General features: G+C 54.5%; 21 protein-coding genes, 1 tRNA gene, 2 pseudogenes and 1 riboswitch. Of the genes and pseudogenes, 6 read left to right on the top strand and 18 right to left on the bottom strand.

Features of this window, described 5'->3' with window-relative positions; all coding sequences use genetic code 11:
* Window positions 1-163: 163 nt before the first annotated feature.
* The 10 genes and pseudogenes from MOTHE_RS01710 to MOTHE_RS13075 form a co-directional block, all read right to left on the bottom strand.
* Complete coding sequence (locus MOTHE_RS01710) at window positions 164-547, bottom strand: nucleotidyltransferase family protein (RefSeq protein ID WP_011391954.1); 384 nt, start codon at window positions 545-547, stop codon at window positions 164-166.
* Window positions 548-741: 194 nt separating this feature from the next.
* The gene (locus MOTHE_RS13990) at window positions 742-864 is read right to left on the bottom strand and encodes a hypothetical protein (protein ID WP_255302967.1); all 123 of its coding nucleotides are present in this window, start codon (window positions 862-864) and stop codon (window positions 742-744) included.
* A complete protein-coding gene (locus tag MOTHE_RS01705) occupies window positions 861-1,157 on the bottom strand; it encodes a RusA family crossover junction endodeoxyribonuclease (protein ID WP_011391953.1) in 297 nt (98 codons plus the stop codon). The genes MOTHE_RS13990 and MOTHE_RS01705 overlap by 4 nt, the downstream gene beginning before the upstream one ends.
* 76 nt (window positions 1,158-1,233) lie before the next feature.
* A tRNA-Ala gene (locus tag MOTHE_RS01700) sits at window positions 1,234-1,309 on the bottom strand.
* Between the two features lie 91 nt (window positions 1,310-1,400).
* Window positions 1,401-1,883, bottom strand: coding sequence for an AAA-associated domain-containing protein (locus tag MOTHE_RS01695; RefSeq protein WP_025773822.1), 483 nt, complete (start codon window positions 1,881-1,883; stop codon window positions 1,401-1,403).
* Window positions 1,884-1,925: 42 nt separating this feature from the next.
* Window positions 1,926-2,159, bottom strand: coding sequence for a tyrosine-type recombinase/integrase (locus MOTHE_RS14185; protein ID WP_080996800.1), 234 nt, complete (start codon window positions 2,157-2,159; stop codon window positions 1,926-1,928).
* A gap of 62 nt (window positions 2,160-2,221) precedes the next feature.
* Window positions 2,222-2,470, bottom strand: a complete 249-nt coding sequence (locus tag MOTHE_RS14180; protein ID WP_025773821.1) for a type II toxin-antitoxin system HicA family toxin — start codon at window positions 2,468-2,470, stop codon at window positions 2,222-2,224.
* On the bottom strand, window positions 2,467-2,676 hold the full coding sequence (locus tag MOTHE_RS01685) for a 2-oxoisovalerate dehydrogenase (RefSeq protein WP_053094592.1): 210 nt from the start codon (window positions 2,674-2,676) through the stop codon (window positions 2,467-2,469). Before MOTHE_RS01685 ends, MOTHE_RS14180 begins: the two co-directional genes overlap by 4 nt.
* 142 nt (window positions 2,677-2,818) lie before the next feature.
* Window positions 2,819-3,349 (bottom strand): annotated as a pseudogene (locus MOTHE_RS01680) (GGDEF domain-containing protein); the annotation flags it as partial.
* Window positions 3,350-3,360: 11 nt separating this feature from the next.
* Window positions 3,361-3,507, bottom strand: coding sequence for a response regulator (locus MOTHE_RS13075; RefSeq protein WP_231115132.1), 147 nt, complete (start codon window positions 3,505-3,507; stop codon window positions 3,361-3,363).
* 106 nt (window positions 3,508-3,613) lie between these two features.
* Here MOTHE_RS13075 and MOTHE_RS01670 point away from each other — a divergent pair, with 106 nt between their 5' ends.
* From MOTHE_RS01670 to folB, 3 genes are all read left to right on the top strand, one after another.
* Complete coding sequence (locus MOTHE_RS01670) at window positions 3,614-4,624, top strand: Rpn family recombination-promoting nuclease/putative transposase (RefSeq protein WP_011391950.1); 1,011 nt, start codon at window positions 3,614-3,616, stop codon at window positions 4,622-4,624.
* A 265-nt stretch (window positions 4,625-4,889) separates the two neighbouring features.
* A complete protein-coding gene (gene folE / locus MOTHE_RS01665; protein WP_011391949.1) occupies window positions 4,890-5,447 on the top strand; it encodes a GTP cyclohydrolase I FolE in 558 nt (185 codons plus the stop codon).
* A gap of 20 nt (window positions 5,448-5,467) precedes the next feature.
* The gene (gene folB / locus MOTHE_RS01660) at window positions 5,468-5,836 is read left to right on the top strand and encodes a dihydroneopterin aldolase (RefSeq protein WP_011391948.1); all 369 of its coding nucleotides are present in this window, start codon (window positions 5,468-5,470) and stop codon (window positions 5,834-5,836) included.
* Window positions 5,837-5,838: 2 nt separating this feature from the next.
* On the opposite strand, the gene MOTHE_RS01655 is transcribed toward folB, so the two are convergent.
* Both MOTHE_RS01655 and MOTHE_RS01650 read right to left on the bottom strand, forming a co-directional pair.
* Complete coding sequence (locus MOTHE_RS01655) at window positions 5,839-6,588, bottom strand: ABC transporter ATP-binding protein (protein WP_011391947.1); 750 nt, start codon at window positions 6,586-6,588, stop codon at window positions 5,839-5,841.
* Between the two features lie 16 nt (window positions 6,589-6,604).
* Entirely contained in the window at window positions 6,605-8,326 is a 1,722-nt protein-coding gene (locus MOTHE_RS01650; RefSeq protein ID WP_011391946.1) for an ABC transporter permease, read from the bottom strand.
* Between the two features lie 70 nt (window positions 8,327-8,396).
* Window positions 8,397-8,562: riboswitch (M-box (ykoK) riboswitch) on the bottom strand.
* A gap of 127 nt (window positions 8,563-8,689) precedes the next feature.
* Between MOTHE_RS01650 and MOTHE_RS01645 the strand changes: the two genes are divergently transcribed.
* From MOTHE_RS01645 to paaI, 3 genes are all read left to right on the top strand, one after another.
* The gene (locus tag MOTHE_RS01645; protein ID WP_011391945.1) at window positions 8,690-9,835 is read left to right on the top strand and encodes a glycerate kinase; all 1,146 of its coding nucleotides are present in this window, start codon (window positions 8,690-8,692) and stop codon (window positions 9,833-9,835) included.
* Window positions 9,836-9,899: 64 nt separating this feature from the next.
* Window positions 9,900-10,142, top strand: a complete 243-nt coding sequence (locus MOTHE_RS01640) for a hypothetical protein (RefSeq protein WP_011391944.1) — start codon at window positions 9,900-9,902, stop codon at window positions 10,140-10,142.
* 38 nt (window positions 10,143-10,180) lie between these two features.
* Window positions 10,181-10,585, top strand: a complete 405-nt coding sequence (gene paaI, locus MOTHE_RS01635; RefSeq protein ID WP_011391943.1) for a hydroxyphenylacetyl-CoA thioesterase PaaI — start codon at window positions 10,181-10,183, stop codon at window positions 10,583-10,585.
* Window positions 10,586-10,756: 171 nt separating this feature from the next.
* Here the strand turns inward: paaI and MOTHE_RS01630 are convergent, their stop codons facing one another.
* The 6 genes and pseudogenes from MOTHE_RS01630 to MOTHE_RS12655 form a co-directional block, all read right to left on the bottom strand.
* The gene (locus MOTHE_RS01630) at window positions 10,757-11,980 is read right to left on the bottom strand and encodes an NAD(P)-dependent malic enzyme (RefSeq protein ID WP_011391942.1); all 1,224 of its coding nucleotides are present in this window, start codon (window positions 11,978-11,980) and stop codon (window positions 10,757-10,759) included.
* Between the two features lie 94 nt (window positions 11,981-12,074).
* Window positions 12,075-12,971, bottom strand: a complete 897-nt coding sequence (locus MOTHE_RS01625; RefSeq protein ID WP_011391941.1) for an HpcH/HpaI aldolase/citrate lyase family protein — start codon at window positions 12,969-12,971, stop codon at window positions 12,075-12,077.
* Window positions 12,972-12,983: 12 nt separating this feature from the next.
* Window positions 12,984-13,880, bottom strand: a complete 897-nt coding sequence (locus MOTHE_RS01620) for a succinate--CoA ligase subunit alpha (protein ID WP_011391940.1) — start codon at window positions 13,878-13,880, stop codon at window positions 12,984-12,986.
* A gap of 38 nt (window positions 13,881-13,918) precedes the next feature.
* Window positions 13,919-14,209 (bottom strand): hypothetical protein, encoded by a 291-nt coding sequence (locus MOTHE_RS01615; RefSeq protein ID WP_011391939.1) that lies wholly within the window; start codon window positions 14,207-14,209, stop codon window positions 13,919-13,921.
* Between the two features lie 18 nt (window positions 14,210-14,227).
* Window positions 14,228-15,472 (bottom strand): annotated as a pseudogene (locus MOTHE_RS01610) (ATP-grasp domain-containing protein); the annotation flags it as partial.
* Window positions 15,473-15,868: 396 nt separating this feature from the next.
* On the bottom strand, window positions 15,869-16,096 hold the full coding sequence (locus tag MOTHE_RS12655; protein ID WP_162490018.1) for a hypothetical protein: 228 nt from the start codon (window positions 16,094-16,096) through the stop codon (window positions 15,869-15,871).
* Between the last annotated feature and the right edge of the window lie 446 nt (window positions 16,097-16,542).

Raw genomic sequence — 16,542 nt, 5'->3', positions numbered from 1 at the left:
ATCAACGATACCCCTCATAACTATGGTGTACCAAGTTCCGTAAAATAGTTCAGGATGTTCCCCCTTGCTTCAAGAAAAAGAAGAAACCTTTCTAATTCCCTTTTTGTGCGCTGCCAAGCGAGCTCCTCCCGGATGCGGCCAGCCAGGGCAAGGTACTTCTTTTTCATAGCTCGACCCCTTCGCTTTCAATAGCCCTGTGTAAAGATTCGCGGCAGTCTTCCGGGTCAACCAGGTCAACTTTAAACTTTTCACTAAGACCCGTCACCGCCCCCACTGCGGCGTAGAACCGGTCGTATGGGATGCCCCACGCCGCCAAATCAACATCGGACCAGCGTGTAAAGCGGGAGCGATCAACCAAGGAGCCGAAGGCCACCACTTTTTGGGCACCATATCGCTCTTTTAAGATAGCCGCAGCTCTGGTAGCAACCTGCCAGGCTTCTTTATAACGCTCGGTTAGGGAGGGGTCAGTTTTTGAAAAATCGTCGGTAAAAGTCAAAGGGTATTTTTTCGCATAATAAGCAGCCAGTTCATCAGTTCGGGTACCCATATTTTAGCCCCCTGCTAAAACAGCTTTATGTAGCCTCGTCCCTCATTCTCTTTCCCGCAATCTAGTAATTTAAGTATACCACAGGTTAATTATATTATGGAGTTATTTTCCACCGCTTGAACCAGTGCACTCGTAAGCGGGAACCAGAAACTGTCCATTTTAAGCGAATATATGAACCATAAGGAAACAGAAATCTACAAAGAAGCCGGCCGGGAAAGGTCTTCTAGGGATTCGCCGCCGCGTGCTGGAGGGTTGTAGCCATCAGCCGCACCATTAAGCACGTGGCGGATAATGTTTAAATAACGTCGACTACTCAAAACCTGGCCTTCCAGGGGGCCACCTCCACCTCAGCCCGCTCGTCGCCCTCTACTACCACTACTTTTTCGACTTCCATGCGAGCTACCTGGCGGTCGTCAAGCCATGCGATGCCGTTCAAACTGTCGGCCAGGGACTTGATGTAATTGTCCAGGTCGCCGGGCGGGTGGGTGGCGAAGGAGAGCACCAGCGACACCGGGAGGCAGAGCGGCTCAACTTCTTCCTCTTCGGCAGCGGTGACACAAAAAAAGCCGGCAGCTCGTAACTGCCAGCGTTGGAGGTTGCGGGTGAACAAAATGTGAACAGCTTCCTGTTTCTCCCAACAGGAAGCTGTTCACACTTCCGAAAACCCTAGCGCTACTTTCCTTTTCTGGTGGAGCTAAGGGGAGTCGAACCCCTGACCTCTTGAATGCCATTCAAGCGCTCTCCCAACTGAGCTATAGCCCCACAGCAATGATTATTATACTGGCCCCTGACCTGTTTGTCAAGGGCCACTTCATTATAATCCTTTTAACCGGGACTGCCAGGCAAGAAAAATCTATGCTCCCTCGTCGAGATATAAAACTTCTCCCTTGGTATCGTAACCGATGATTTCAGCAAAGCGACCCCAGTCAACAACGGTTTTAAAGAGTACCTCGGCGTCCTCGTCAGACATTCTGCGGGCAAAGCGCCGTACAACCTGCTCCCGCCGTACCTGCCGGCCGCGGCCGGATTTAATCAGCTGTAAGACTTCTTTAAAAGCCGGTAATTCCTGCAGCCTGGCGGCGATTATATCTTTACGCTCATTTATATCGGCATTCAGGAGCTTACTGCCAAGCCTGGTAAGGGTTATATCACCATTAGTTGTTTCAATAAACCCCAGTACCCTGGCTGCCTCGATTACCGGGCCGATATCATCCAGTTCCATGGAAAGACTACCGGCCAGTTTAAAGATATCTTCCCTCCCCCGGGCATCCTCCAGCATTTCCAGCAGGCCAACGACCATCCCTATCCCAACCTGGGGTAGAGGTCCAACATCCACGGCGGCTATGACCCCCTATTTGATACCAATTTTTAGGTACCACTATTTTATCTTATTATAACAGATCTTAGAACAGGATTCATTACCCCTTTTTGGATTTATGCCCTGGCGTAGAAGGATTGTAGCATGGGTGTTGCGAAGATCATGGAAAGTGATTGCTTTTAAACCTGACTTTGGGGCAGCCTGGCGAAACAGCTTCAGGCAATTATTAAGATTTAGCGGTTTGCCCGTCCTGGTCGTGAATACTAGGGTTTGTTTCGACCAGTATAAAAGCAGAACCCCCGGAGGTGGGTGTCTGTCTCTCCAGGGGGCGAGGCAATTTTCACAGGTGCCGGGTTTTACCGCTTGTGGAAAAGTTCCTTGACCAAAGTTTCTTTGGAAATTTGCATGTGATCGGCCACATCGGCCAAGATGCCACTTAGCGTTCCGATTTTTAGGGGGCTGTGCAGCGGCACGGTAATGTGGTGCTCTCCTCTTAGTGTCGTGGTGAGGCGGAGGTGGCTCCCTGTCTGTCTAGTTATGTGGTACCCGTACCTCGCCAAGAGTTCGGCCAATTCTTCCCCGCTCACGTCCCTGGGCAATCTCACACCGCGATAACCTCGTCTTTCATGATGTGCAACCGGATCACCCGCGGCATGTCCTTGTCCCCGAAGTAGCAGCGGACCGCGTCACGGACGTTGCTCCTTATTTCGTCCAGGGCCTCGCCCTCCGTGAATATGGAGTGGCCGAGGGCGCGTGCCGTATAGCCGCCTTCCGGGGCTTCCTCGACTAAGAAAATTATCTCCTTGTCCAATCCGTTTCCCTCCCAACCTGGGGGTTGCTCTACCTAGAAAAGTCTATTTCTCCACCACATGCTTTAAAGGCTTATATGACCAATAATATCATACACCAGCGCGGCTTTCAATTATGCCGGTGCGGCCGCCTGAGCCGCAGGACTAATGCGGACCACCGACGCAGACGCAGTTCCGCCCGTTCCCTTTAGCGCGGTAGAGGGCACTGTCAACCCTCTGGGTGACGGCGTCCACCGTGTCGCCAGGGCGGTAGCCCGTCACGCCGAAACTAGCCGTCACCAGGCCCACCCCGGGGATCTTCATTTCGCTCAGTTTCTGCCTCAGTTCTTCCGCAAGTGTAGCCGCCCCTTCTACTCCCGTCTCCGGAAGGAGTATGACGAACTCCTCCCCGCCCCAGCGGGCAAGGCAGTCTGTCTTGCGCAGCCGCTTTTTAAAAGCGGACACAACGCCTTTCAGCACCCGGTCTCCTGCGGCATGTCCAAAATGGTCATTTATACTTTTGAAGTGATCCAGGTCAAACATGATCAGGGAGAAGGGATTCCCGGTCCGCCGTATACGCTCAACTTCTCTTTCCAGCATTTCTAAAAAATAGCGGCGGTTATAAGCACCGGTCAGAGGGTCGGTGATGGAGAGGCGGTAAAGCTCTTCTTCCAGGTATTTGCGTTCGGAGATGTCTATAAAGGTTTCTACGCGGACAGGGCCTCCTGGCCGCTGGCGGCTTCGTCCACCAGGTAGCCCTTCTCCTCCAGTGTTCTCCTGGAGGAAAACCTGGTGAGGGTCGAGTCTTCCACCAGCAGGACGCTCTTTTCCGGCAAGGCTAGCAAGGTTTTCACCAAAAAAAGTTCCTTCCGGCCCTGGAAAGGGTTGAAGGCGGCTTTCCGAAAAGTATCCCCTTGTTCCAAAAATATGCTATAATAAAATCCAGAAGAAGGTGATCCCTTGCCGGAAAACGCAGGGCAGCTCCGGCCTCCCTACCACCCCCACGACAAGGGTTACAGGCAGCTTCTTTCCGACAAGAGAGTTTTCCTGGAATTGCTGAAAACCTTCGTCCGGGAAACCTGGGTAGAGGCTATCGACGAAAAAGATCTCATCCTGGTGAACAAATCCTACGTCCTCCAGGATTTCAGCGAGAAAGAAGCCGATATCGTTTACCGGCTTAAGACGAAAGATAGAAACGTCATCTTTTACGTCCTGCTGGAACTGCAGTCAACGGTAGACTACCTGATACCCTTCCGGCTGCTGCTCTATATGGTCGAGATCTGGCGGGAAATCTACACCAACACCCCGCAGCACGAGCGGGAGAGCAAGCATTTCCGCCTGCCGCCCATCATCCCGGCGGTGCTCTACAACGGGGCCGGATCCTGGACGGCGGCGCTCTCCTTCAAAGAAATGCTGGACAGTTACCAGGATTTCAGCGGGCATCTCCTGGACTTTCATTACCTGCTGTTTGATGTCAACCGTTACAGCGAAGAAGAGCTGATCAGAGCGGCAAACCTGATCGCCGGTGTCTTTCTCCTGGACCAAAAGATGCGGCCGGAAGAGCTGGTTGGACGGCTGCAGAAACTGGCGGGGGTCTTAAGGCGGCTCACGCCTGACGAGTTCCGCCATATCACCAGCTGGCTGAAGAACGTCGTCAAGCCCAGAATGCCCGAAGATTTTAGGAAAAAGGTTGACCGCATCCTGGACGCAAGCAATCCGTGGGAGGTGGAACGGATGATTTATAACCTGGAATTAACCCTGGAAGAGATGCAACAGCAGGCTTTGTTAAAAGGCTTAAAAGAAGGCGAACAGAAGGGGAAATTGGAAGGGAAATTGGAAGGAAAATTGGAGGGCAAACGAGAAGTAGCTCGAAACCTGCTACTGCTCAACGTCGATATAGAGACCATTGTTAAAGCTACGGGGCTTACTCCGGACGAGATCGCCGTGTTGAAGAAACAGCTGGAACAGTGATTTTTTGCTGGCCGTAAATTCAGGAAAAGGCCCGCCTCATCCACCGGGGCGGGCCTTGTTATTATAACTTGTCGGAGCCGTGCCGCCCCTTGCCGGCAATTTTGCCCTCGTTTTAGAACAGAATTCATTACTAACCTGAGGGCTCTTCTTCTAAGCTATCTGGCTTTACCATTTTATATCGCTACGGGGCAGGAAAATTTATAATCCTGGGGGAATTATTATGTAATGCGCCAAGCAACCAGAAGTATAACCGGGGGGTACAACTATGGATAAGGAAAAGATCCGCCAGGCGGTACGCATGATTATTGAAGCTGTCGGTGAGGACCCGGACCGGGAAGGCCTGCGGGAGACGCCCCGCCGTATAGCTGATATGTATGAGGAAATCTTTGCCGGTATTAACCGTGACCCCGGCGAGGAATTGACGGTTGTCTTCGACGAACACCACGAGGAAATGGTACTGGTAAAGGATATACCTCTCTATTCTATCTGCGAACACCACTTCCTACCCTTCCTGGGCAGGGCCCATGTAGCTTACATTCCCCGGGGTAAAATTACCGGTTTAAGCAAACTGGCCCGGGTAGTGGACATCGCCGCCCGCCGGCCCCAGGTCCAGGAGCGTTTAACCTCCCAGATAGCCGATATTATCATGGAAAAGTTAAATCCCTACGGCGTAGTCGTTGTCATTGAAGCCGAACACCTTTGCATGAGCATGCGCGGCATAAAAAAACCAGGCTCCCTGACCATTACCTCCGCCGTCCGGGGTCTTTTCCGCCGCGACCAGGCCGCCCGGGCGGAAGCTATGTCCCTTATCCAGGGTCGCTAAGCAGAAAGGGGGTCAACTCTTTGGGTCAGGATAAGATTATTTTAGCCGGGCTGGAGTTTTATGGCTTCCACGGCAACCATCCGGCAGAGCAGCAGTTGGGGCAGCCCTTTATTGTCGACCTCGAACTCTACCTGGACCTGGAACCTGCCGGGAGGACCGATGCTCTGGAAGCCACCGTCAACTACGGCCAGGTCTACCGCCTGGTGCAGGAAATAGTCACCGGCCGCCCCTATAAACTCCTGGAGGCCCTGGCCGCGGCCATCAGCGACGGCATTCTGGCCGGTTTCCCGGTGGACGAGGTCCTGGTGCGTGTAAAAAAACCCCGGGCACCACTGCCCGGGAGCTTTGACTACGCCGCCGTTGAGATCCGGCGCCGGAGAAAAGAATAGTTTTAGAACAGCAGGGAATATATCTTATCCGTTACCCTGGCGAAGGCTTCGTCCTTCATATTCCGCGGCCGGGGCAGGTCCACCCTGACATCGGCCAGGACCCGGGCCGGCCTCCGGGAGAGAACGATTATCCTGTCGGCCATAAAGACGGCTTCCTCAATGCCGTGGGTAACCATAAGGACCGACTTGACCGGGAGGGTGACGTCCAGCCACAGGTCCAGGACCTCCTCCCGCAAGTTCTGGGCCGTAAAAGCGTCCAGGGCGGAGAAGGGTTCGTCCATACAGAGGAGTTCCGGTTCCATGGTCAGGGCCCGGGCGATACCCACCCGCTGTTTCATGCCGCCGGATAGTTCCCGAGGGTAGGCCTCTTCGAAACCATCCAGGCCGACTTTATCAATATATTTGCTGGCCAGGGCTTCCCTCTCCGGCCGGGAGATACCCTTAGCCTCCAACCCCAGGGCCACGTTGCCCATGACCGTCAGCCAGGGCATCAGGGCGAAGGACTGGAAAACAATGGCCATTTTATCCATGACGCCCCTCACCTGCTGCCCCCGGTAAAATATCTCTCCCCGGGAGGGCTGGATCAGGCCTACAACCATTCGCAGGAGGGTACTCTTGCCGGAACCCGAAGGTCCTACCAGGCAGACAAACTCTCCCTTGGCAATGCTAAAGGATATATCATCCAGGACCGTCAACGAGCGGTTGGCATCGGTATAAGTCTTATAGACATGATTCACTTCCAGCAAGGCCATGCCTATCACACCCCCCTCAGGGTTCTATTTTAAACCTTCGGGCGGCCATTTCATACAGCCGCCGCCAGAAGAAGCGATTCATGAGAACAATGGTCACCATCATGGCAATCAGACTGGACCAGATGACCTGGAAACTACCGCTGCCATAGGTGGCCATATCGAGCAGGGAGCCAATACCGAAGGCCGTATAGGTGTGCCCGGCGTAAACGACATATTCGGCTACTATCAGGGCGTTCCAGCCGCCACCCCAGGCGGTGATGCTTCCCGTAATCAGAGAGGGAACCATGGCCGGCAGGACTACCCGGCGCAGGTACCCCCACCCCCGCAGGCCAAAGGCCGCCGCCGCTTCCTTAAGGTCACCGGGGATGCTTTTCACCCCGGCAATCAAGTTAAAGAGCAGGTACCACTGCATACCCGTCAGTACCAGTAAGATGGCCGCCAGGTTCATGCCCCCCGTCAGACCGATCAGGACAAACACGATAATGGGAAATAGAGCCGTGGCGGGGACAGATGCCAGGATCTCAAAAACAGGTGTCAGGAATTCGTAGACCCGCTCGTTATGCCCGATCCAGATAGCCACCGGCAGAGTCCAGGCCAGGGATAACAGGTAGGCCGCCATCAACCGAAAGAAGGAAAACAGGAGAGCCGCCGGGATGCTGAAAACCTGGGGCTGCCACGGTTCCAGGAAGAGGGTGCCCAGAGCTAGCAGGCCCCGGACAAGGGCATAGACCAGCAACAGGGCTAACCCCCAGGCTACCAGGCGCTCGACCCGGGCGAGATAACGGCACCACCGCTGCCACTTCTCCGGCCCAGGGGCCAGACGGGCACCAAGGTTACCCACCGCCCGGCCCAGGAAGGCCCCGCCCTTGATTACCCCTATCCTGATCTCCCGGAAACCGGGCGCCTGCCACCAGAGGCGGTAACCCAAGCCACTTGGCAGGCGGTTGCTGCCGCCGCTGCCAAACTCATATTTGAAGTTTTCCGCCCAGGTAGACAGGGGACGCCAGATAAAGATGTTCATCATGGTTATCAAAGCTACCAGGGTCAGGAGGCCGACCATGGTCAGGCCCAGCTCGCCCCTTTCTGTCGTCCGTATGAGGTAGCTGCCCAATCCCGGCAGGGAATACTCAACCGGGCCGATGGCAATAATCTCAGCGGCAATGAGAAAGTACCAGCCCCCGGCCCAGGACATAATGCTGTTATATACCAGCTTGGGAATACCGGCCGGCAGGTAAAGGGTGCGGAAACGCCGCCAGCCGGTTACCCGGTAGGCAACAGTGGCTTCCAGGAGATCACGGGGAATGGTGGTGAGAGACTCATAGAAGCCAAAGGTCATATTCCACGCCTGGCTGGTGAAGATAAGGAAAATGGAAGCCAGTTCAACTCCCAGCAACCGGCCCTGGAAAAGGGAGACGAAAAAATAGACCGCCGCCGGAAAGAAGCCCAGGATGGGCACGGACTGCAGGATATCCAGGATGGGGATGAGCCAGCGTTCCGCCCTGGTGTCGGTACCGGCTTTATAGCCATAGGTCAGGGTAAAGATAAGGGATAATAAATAAGCCCCCAGCATCCTCAGGAAAGACCGGAACGCGTAGTAGGGCAGTACACTTATACTGGTAACGACCTCCGTCCCGCCCGCCAGGGTTAGCACCCTGTGGCCCTGATAGGCAAAGTATGCGAAGGAAATTAAAAGGGCGGCCATGATCATGGTCAGGGCCAGGTTAGTTACCCGGTTCACTGGACTCACCTCCCAACCAATTAAAAAGTCTTCCCATGGGGGAAAACTTAGAGTCATAATAAATAACTCTATTAACCCCCACTCGTTGAGCTTTGGCACGTGCATAGCTAGAGAATTTTCTCAGCCACATTAGGTAAAACCTTAAGCCGGTAATACCTGTTGACCCATTGGCGTCTTTCGACGTTTCCGGGCAGTGGCGTCTGTCTATGCAGAAGCCTCACCTAACGAAGGTTTGCGCACTTAGATTGTTTTCTTACATTATTATAGATAGCCCTTTTTTATGTGTCAAGGATCAGGGACGGTAGGTATTTTTGTTTTCGCGGCGAATATTTTAACCATTGTTTAAAGACTGGAGGTAAGAAAATGCGTCGTATTGTTATTGCCCCCGACTCTTTCAAAGAGAGTTTATCGGCCCCGGAAGTCGCCGCGGCCATAGCTCAAGGTATCCATCGGGTCCTGCCGGAGGTGGAAACCGTCAACGTGCCCATGGCCGACGGTGGTGAAGGCCTGACAGCCACCCTGGTAGCTGCTACCGGCGGCCGGGAGATGACCGCCACCGTCACCGGCCCCCTGGGGGAACCGGTCCAGGCCTCCTGGGGTATCCTGGGGGACGGTATCACGGCCGTAGTGGAGATGGCCCAGGCTTCCGGCCTGCCCCTGGTACCCCGGGAAAAACGCAATCCCCTGGTTACCACCACCTATGGTACAGGTGAACTCATCCACCAGGCCCTGGAGGCAGGTTGCCGGCGGCTGATTGTGGGCATCGGCGGAAGCGCTACCAATGACGGCGGTGCCGGCATGGCCCGGGCCCTGGGGGTAAAGCTGCTGGATGCAGAGGGCGCTGACATCCCCCCCGGGGCTGGAGGACTGGAACGCCTGGAGCGCATCGATATCCAGGGCCTGGACCCGAGGGTGAAGGAGGTAGAAATCCTGGTAGCTTGCGATGTTGACAACCCCCTGTGCGGGCCCCGGGGCGCCTCGGCCGTCTACGGCCCCCAGAAAGGAGCCACGCCGGAGATGATTCCCCGCCTGGATGCCGCCCTGGCCCGCCTGGCGGATATCGTTGCCAGGGACCTGAAGGTGGATGTTAGAGAACTGCCCGGCGCCGGTGCCGCCGGAGGCCTGGGTGCCGGCCTGGTAGCCTTCCTGGGGGCCACCCTGCGCCGTGGTATTGAACTGGTCATAGAAGCTGTGAATCTTGACGGTATCCTGGCAGCCGGCGCCGACCTGGTCATCACCGGCGAAGGGGAAATCAACCGCCAGACGGCTTACGGGAAGGTTCCGGCCGGAGTGGCCGGTGTGGCCGCCAAATATGGTATCCCGGTAGTCGCCCTGGTGGGCTCCATCGGCGAAGGAGCCAGTGCCGTCTATGATCATGGCATCCAGGGTTTCATGAGTATTGTCCCCCGGCCGGTACCTTTGAGTTACTGCCTGGAGAATGCCGCCTCCCTGCTGGCCGATGCCGCCGAGCGCTTAATGCGCTTGCTAAGTATAAACATTAAAAAATGAGTGCATGAAAGAGGCTCCTCCCAGGTTAAACTAGAACCTGATCCAGGAAGGAGGCCTAGCTATCATGCCAGATATTTCCTTGAGAATGGGAAACGCCATCACCCATAAAGACCTGGCCCGGGTAAAGGATACTCTGCCGCGCCTCAATCCCGGCGACCACCTGACTATAACCATGGAAGCGGCTGATGCCCACCAGGCCGATATGTTACTGGAAATCCTTAAAGATCACGGCCTGGACTTTCAAAGCCGGGGCGACAGCGACGGCAGAACCTACTTTATCATCGCCTGCCGCCCGGAGGGTACCTGAAATAGAGCCAGGCAATAAGTTTGGGAGAGGATAAAGTAATGGATGCCCTCGAGGCTATCAAAGAAAAGTTTGCGCGAGATACTTTCCCCAGGTCCCTGGGCATTGAACTCCTGGAGCTGGCCCCCGGCTATGCCCGGGTGGCCCTGAAGCTGGGAGAAAATATGGTCAACTTCCACGGTATCGTTCATGGGGGTGCCATCTTTACCCTGGCTGACACCGCCCTGGGCCTGGCCAGCAACTCCCACGGCGATGCGGCCGTGGCCCTGACAGTCACCATAAACTACCTCGCCCCGGCCCGCCCGGGGGACAGCCTGGTGGCTACTGCCGAGGAAGAGCACCTCACCCGCCGCACCGGGGTTTACCGGATAAGGGTTACCACTGGCAGCGGCGAAAACATCGCCCTGGCCCGGGGAACCGTCTACCGGAAACAAGTAATAAAATAGACCCATGGAAATTCACGCGGTGAACAGGATCGAGCCAGGGTCGAAAGTACAGGCGAAAGGCTTCCGGGTTCGAGGCGTCAAGATACTTACGCGCAGCCAAAATCTTCGCGACAATGGACAGGCTGGGGATAACCTTAAAACCCCCGGGGGTTCCCCGGGGGTTTCTTAATACTATTGTCTAGCGATGAGTTCCTCAGTATGACGTTTTACCCATTCAGGATCCTTGGGATCGCGGGCCACACCGCTTTCTATGGCTGCCCTGGCTACGGCCATGGCTACTGCCGGCGCTACCCTGGGATCGAAGGCTTCGGGCATGACAAAGTCAGCCGAGAGTCTGTCACCAACCAGATCGGCCAGGGCGTGGGCGGCGGCAATCTTCATGGCATCATTGATATCCGAAGCTTTGACATCCAGGGCGCCGCGGAAAATACCGGGGAAGCCCAGGACGTTGTTCACCTGGTTGGGGAAGTCGCTCCGGCCCGTTCCCACCACAGCGGCTCCGGCAGCCCGGGCCACGTCAGGCAAGATCTCCGGCACCGGATTGGCCATGGCGAAAAGAATGGAATCTTTGTCCATGGAACGGACCATCTCGGGGGTGACGGCATCCTTGACGGAAAGCCCAATGAAGCAATTGGCTCCTTCCATGGCATCGGCCAGGGTGCCACAGCGATCCTCTTTATTGGTTATTTGGAGCATTTCTTTTTTGATGGCGTTGAGGTCGTCGCGCTTAGAGCAGATAATCCCCTTCGAGTCGCAGAGGATTACATCACTAACGCCCACATCCACGAGGAGTTTACCGCAGGCAATGCCTGCCGCGCCGGCACCGTTGATGACCACCTTCAGGTCGGACAGTTCACGTTTGGTAATCTTGCAAGCGTTGATGATGGCGCTCAGGACAACTACAGCGGTGCCGTGCTGGTCGTCGTGGAAGATGGGGATGTCCGTAGTCTCCTTGAGGCGCCGCTCGATCTCAAAGCAACGGGGTGCGGCAATGTCTTCCAGGTTCACGCCGCCAAAAGTCGGGGTCAGGAGCTGGACGGTACGGACTATTTCATCGACATCCTGGGAATCAATGCAAATAGGGAAGGCATCCACGCCGGCAAAGGATTTGAAGAGGACGCTTTTACCTTCCATTACAGGCATGGCGGCCCGGGCGCCAATGTTCCCCAGGCCGAGGACGGCCGAACCGTCGGAAACGACAGCCACCAGGTTCCAGCGGCGGGTGTAAACATCAACCAAATTGGGGTCCTTGTGGATCTCTTTGCAGGGCTCGGCTACCCCGGGGGTATAAGCCATGGTTAGATCATCCGCATTTCTAACCTGTACCCGCGGCCGGGTTTCGATTTTACCCTGCCATTCCCTGTGCAGGTTAAGGGCTCTTTCCTGGATGCTCATTAAGTATATCTCCTCCCATGCTTTAGTTTGTGGTGGATAAAAAACGGGACCAGGAGCCCGGCTTTACGGGACTGGCCCCGCCCGGGAATAAACGTTAGGCTTTCTTCATGGCTGCGTTTTTAGCGTCAATTTCGGCCTGGGCCGCCAGGATATCTTTAGCGTTCAGGTATACCGGAGTATCTACCATCTTGCCGTTGTAGGATACCGCGGCCTTGCCTTTGGCGATGCCTTCTTCTTCAAAGACTTTGACTACGCCGCGGGCCCACTCCACATCAGCAGGATCGGGAGCATAGAGGCGGTTGCAAATCTCAATCTGACTCGGGTGGATAATCATGCGGCCTTCATAGCCAAGCTGGCGGCCTTCACGGATATTCTTCTCAAAGCCTTCCAGATCCTGATAAGCCACGTAGGGGGCATCGATGGCAACTATACCGGCTGCCCTGGCAGCTACAGCTACGTGGGCCCTGGCGTAAAACTGCTCGGTGGCTTCGGAGGTAAGTTTAACCCTCATATCCTTGCAGTAGTCGACGGCTCCGAAGATAGCGCTGACTACCCGGGGGCTGGCGATGCAGGATTCATAGGCGTTGATTACGCCCTTGGCGGTCTCGATAAGGAGGGATACCTTAATGCTGCCGACCGGCAGGCCCCGGCGGCGTTCCAGTTCTTCCAGTTTCCAATCCAGGCGCTTGACGTTGTCAGGATGGCCGCATTTAGCCAGGGTGACACCGGCTAGACCTTCAACTACTACGGCTTCCAGGTCGTCGTTGGTCATTTCCGTTTCCCAATTATTGATGCGGACGTATACCTCGGAGCCGTTAGCTCCAACAGCTTTGATGTTCTCCCGAATTAATTTACGAGCGTTTTCCTTCTCCGCCGGCGGCACCGAGTCTTCCAGGTCCAGGGTGATGATGTCGGCGGGAAAAGTAGGGGCTTTAGCCACCATTTTGGGGTTGTTACCGGGAACATAGAGGATTGAACGCATTACAGCCATTATAAAGACCTCCTAGTCTTTGATAACTTCTCTAAGAATACGCGGAATGTCCGTCGGCGACATAGCCACATAACCGCCGGCCTTACGAATGGCTTCCATTTTGCTCTTGGCCGAACCCCGGCCCCGCTCTACTATACTAGAGGCGTGGGAGAACCGCTGTCCCTCGGGAGCCCAGGCGCCGGCAACATAGATAACGAAGGGTTTTGTAAATTTACCCGAAGCGATGACTTCGGCACACTCCTCTTCCTGAGAGCCGCCGATCTCCGAGAATACCGCCACCCCTTTGGTCTGGGGGTCGGCTTCAAAGAGGGGCAGCAGGTCGGCCATAGAAGTGCCGAGGACGGGTTCTGTACCGGTATGGACAACGGTGCTTACCCCGAAGCCGCCTTCCTTCAGGACCCAGGGGATGGTGCCCGACTGGCCACCGCTCCGGGAAAAAACGCCTATGGGTCCGGGTTTGAAGAAGGTATTGGCCCATTCTACGTTACCGCCCAGCCAGCCAACAACGGCTTCCCCGGGTGTGATGATGCCGATGGAACCCGGGCCGATGAGCCTGGTGCCCTTCATCTTGCAGTAGGCTACCATCTCCATGATATCGTGGATGGGCACCGATTCCACACAAGGGACAATATTCTTAATACCGGCATCGGCAGCTTCTTTGACCGCCACCTTCAACGCCCGGCCGGGAACGAAAATGACGCTGAAGTCGATGGGTCCGTGTTCAGCAACTGCCTCCTTGACGGTATGATATACGGGAATCCCGGCTACAGTCTGGCCGCCCTTACCCGGACTTGTCCCGGCTACAACCTTCGTACCGTATTCCTTCATATACGCCGCCCGCAGGGAGCCTTCCCGGCCGGTGATACCCTGGACAACGACCGTAGTATTCCTGTCAATTAAAATCCCCATGTTAATCCCTCTTCATTCTTTTCCTTGGTATTGCTCGATCAGGACAAGCCCCGCTTGCGCAGATACTCATCCAAGCCCTCAATCGGAACGTCAATCTTGATCGCGCTCTTACCGCGGAACCAGCACTCGTATTCACAGGCCAGGCATTCGGTACCCCGGCGCTTTACTTCATCGGCAGACAGGTAGGCCACCGAGGGGACTCCGTCCTTTAATTGCAGCATACCCCGGGCAAACTTCTTGCACGCAGCAATACAGGCTTTGGTTTCGCATTCACTGCATTTGCTGGTATCGATGGTGACCTTGATGCTTTTTTCCAGGAATTCAAGCACTGCTTTCCCCTACTTTCGCTTCTCTTCTTGATATTCCTTGACCAGAGCCAGCAGCCTCTGGCCGATGAAGTCCGTGTCGGTCACGTGCTCCCGACCATAGATCTCTACTCTGGTGGCACCTTCCACGTCTTTTAAGCCTTCGCGAAGAATTGCCAGGGACTCTTCTTCTTTATTACCGCATAGGAGTAATACGCAGGGCAGGCCAGGTTTCTTGGGGAGAATCTCACGCAGGACTTTGACTACCGCATGGGCGTGGTGCCACTGTTCCTGGTTGGCCATCATAAAGCCCCCCAGGAGGTAGCCATCGATGTTCGGTTGGGAGAGGATTACTTTGGCAACGCGATAAATCTTGGAAGCGACGGGGTTACCGCTGGTATCGGCATAATTGGCAGGTTTCAGGTTGACATTATTCAGGGCGTCCATACCCATCATAGCCGAGCCGCCGCCAATGGGATGGTAGCCGATATAGCCTGGGCTCTTCTCATCAAAGCCCATACTCATGACGAAGCCCGAGCCCCTGAGGTCGGTCTTTTCTATGCCCCAGCCGATGACATCCAGTTCCGTGGGTTCATGCCCCAGGTCGCGGGCGATCTCGATGCCCATTTCCGGGTGGCGGTAGACGCTGCTGTTGTCGACATCCATCTTGCAGTCAGCCGCTACCAGGTCGCCACTGGCTGTCATGACCAGGGGATTTGTTTCCAGGGTAAAGCAGTCGTATTTTTTATAGGCACCCCAGAATTTCACCAGGAAGTTGGCGAAATTCATTAGCTGGTCATTGGGGATGCCGGCTTTAACGAGCAAATCTACCGCATCGTATACCTCCAGGCCAAAAAGGGGAGAGATGTGCAGCTTAAAGATCTTTTCCTCCGGAACGCTTTCAATATCCATACCGCCTTCCGTGCTGAACATCAGCATCGGGCACCTGGCATCCCGGGCGGAATTAACAATTATGGTCACATAATACTCGTGGGCAATATCTAGTTTTTCCTCGACCAGCACCTGCCGGACCGGGTACCCTTTTATCTAGGTACCAAGGATAGAGGCGGCTGCGGCCCGGGCTTCCTCGGGAGTATTGACTAACTTTACAGCGCCAGATTTACCCCTGCCGCCAGCCTGGACCTGGGCCTTGACAGCTACAGGTTTTCCCAATTCGGCGGCAATTTGCCTGGCTTCCTCCGGAGTTGAAGCTGCCCGGCCTGCAGGCACCGGTATACCGGCTTTCCTGAGCCATTCCTTCCCCTGATATTCCAACAATTTAGCCATACCTTAATCTAAACCTTCCTTCCGCAGAGAAACTTTGCCACAGCTTCTTTGCTACAGCTACCAAGCGTTGAAACCAGGAGACTGTCCCCCCTCTCCTAATAGCTCTCTGCGTTTCCCTGCCTTCCCGCCCTACTACCTGGAAACAATTTACAAGATACCCCACCAGGGTAGGGCAGGGCTACAAATATAAGGAGGAAGAGCTATATTTACTTCTCCCCCTTTCTGTGCCTAGTTTAACATATATTCACAAATGGTGTCAATGAATAATTTATTGGATTTTATAGGCAACCTGCAAAAATAAGCTGGAAATTGCCCCTAAACTACCCTTACTTATTACGTTTTTTGCTTCTATCGGTACCACCAGCAGGTAGGGACCATACCCCTTAACAGACAACCTCAACCCCGGTTCCATCGTTCATCAGAAGTATTGCCCTTAATATCCGGCCGACAACCCCCAGGACGGTGGACTTCTTCACTTCCTGGGTGAACGCCCCTCTCCCCTTCTCCCCGGGGGAGTAACCCCTGTTTATGGTGCTTGTAAAAGGATATCTGCCCATACAAAACGCCGGTTATTATTAAAAACCATGTTGCTAGCAACATGGCAACCAGAAATACCACTTTCACACTAATTACCTCTTTCACAATTCAGGCCATTAAACATAGTGGTTCTTCAAAACATCCAAGTAGTTTTAATGGTGGTTCGACAGCTAATGCCGGATTCCTCTTACTGTAATAAAAAAATTACAGGCAAATTTCCATTGCCTGCTTTTCTGGTCCGCTGGCAAAAAACAGGAAAGAGGCAATAACCGTAGATTAAAAATTTAAGCCCTGGCAATCGCCGGGGCCTTCTAATCCTGCAACAGCTCACCGTTTATAATGGGTTAAAGTTTAGATTTCCCAACCGCTATCGTTGACTCCTTTAACTTAATTCGCCAGCCAACAAGATATACCTGCCTTAATGGCTATTTCGTGCTCTAAAAATAGGAGCCAATTCATTATTGACATCAAATATCACACCATTTACGTTTATAATTTGGTAATAAAAAGTAAAGCAGTGAGGCTAAAAAGAC

Source organism: Moorella thermoacetica, assembly GCF_001267405.1.
GTDB lineage: Bacteria > Bacillota > DSM-521 > Neomoorellales > Neomoorellaceae > Neomoorella > Neomoorella thermoacetica.
The sequence above is the reverse complement of the archived record's forward strand: the minus strand, read 5'-3'. Positions and strand labels throughout refer to the sequence as shown.

Bases quoted from the DNA above. Each gene is read 5' to 3' on its own strand.
- MOTHE_RS01655 (WP_011391947.1), bottom strand. From the start codon at position 6,588: ATGGCCTTGCTGGAAGTGAATCATGTCTATAAGACTTATACCGATGCC.
- MOTHE_RS01630 (WP_011391942.1), bottom strand. From the start codon at position 11,980: ATGAGCATCCAGGAAAGAGCCCTTAACCTGCACAGGGAATGGCAGGGT.
- MOTHE_RS01625 (WP_011391941.1), bottom strand. From the start codon at position 12,971: ATGGCTGTAATGCGTTCAATCCTCTATGTTCCCGGTAACAACCCCAAA.
- MOTHE_RS01640 (WP_011391944.1), top strand. From the start codon at position 9,900: ATGCCAGATATTTCCTTGAGAATGGGAAACGCCATCACCCATAAAGAC.
- paaI (WP_011391943.1), top strand. From the start codon at position 10,181: ATGGATGCCCTCGAGGCTATCAAAGAAAAGTTTGCGCGAGATACTTTC.
- MOTHE_RS01620 (WP_011391940.1), bottom strand. From the start codon at position 13,880: ATGGGGATTTTAATTGACAGGAATACTACGGTCGTTGTCCAGGGTATC.
- folE (WP_011391949.1), top strand. From the start codon at position 4,890: ATGGATAAGGAAAAGATCCGCCAGGCGGTACGCATGATTATTGAAGCT.
- MOTHE_RS01645 (WP_011391945.1), top strand. From the start codon at position 8,690: ATGCGTCGTATTGTTATTGCCCCCGACTCTTTCAAAGAGAGTTTATCG.
- MOTHE_RS01710 (WP_011391954.1), bottom strand. From the start codon at position 547: ATGGGTACCCGAACTGATGAACTGGCTGCTTATTATGCGAAAAAATAC.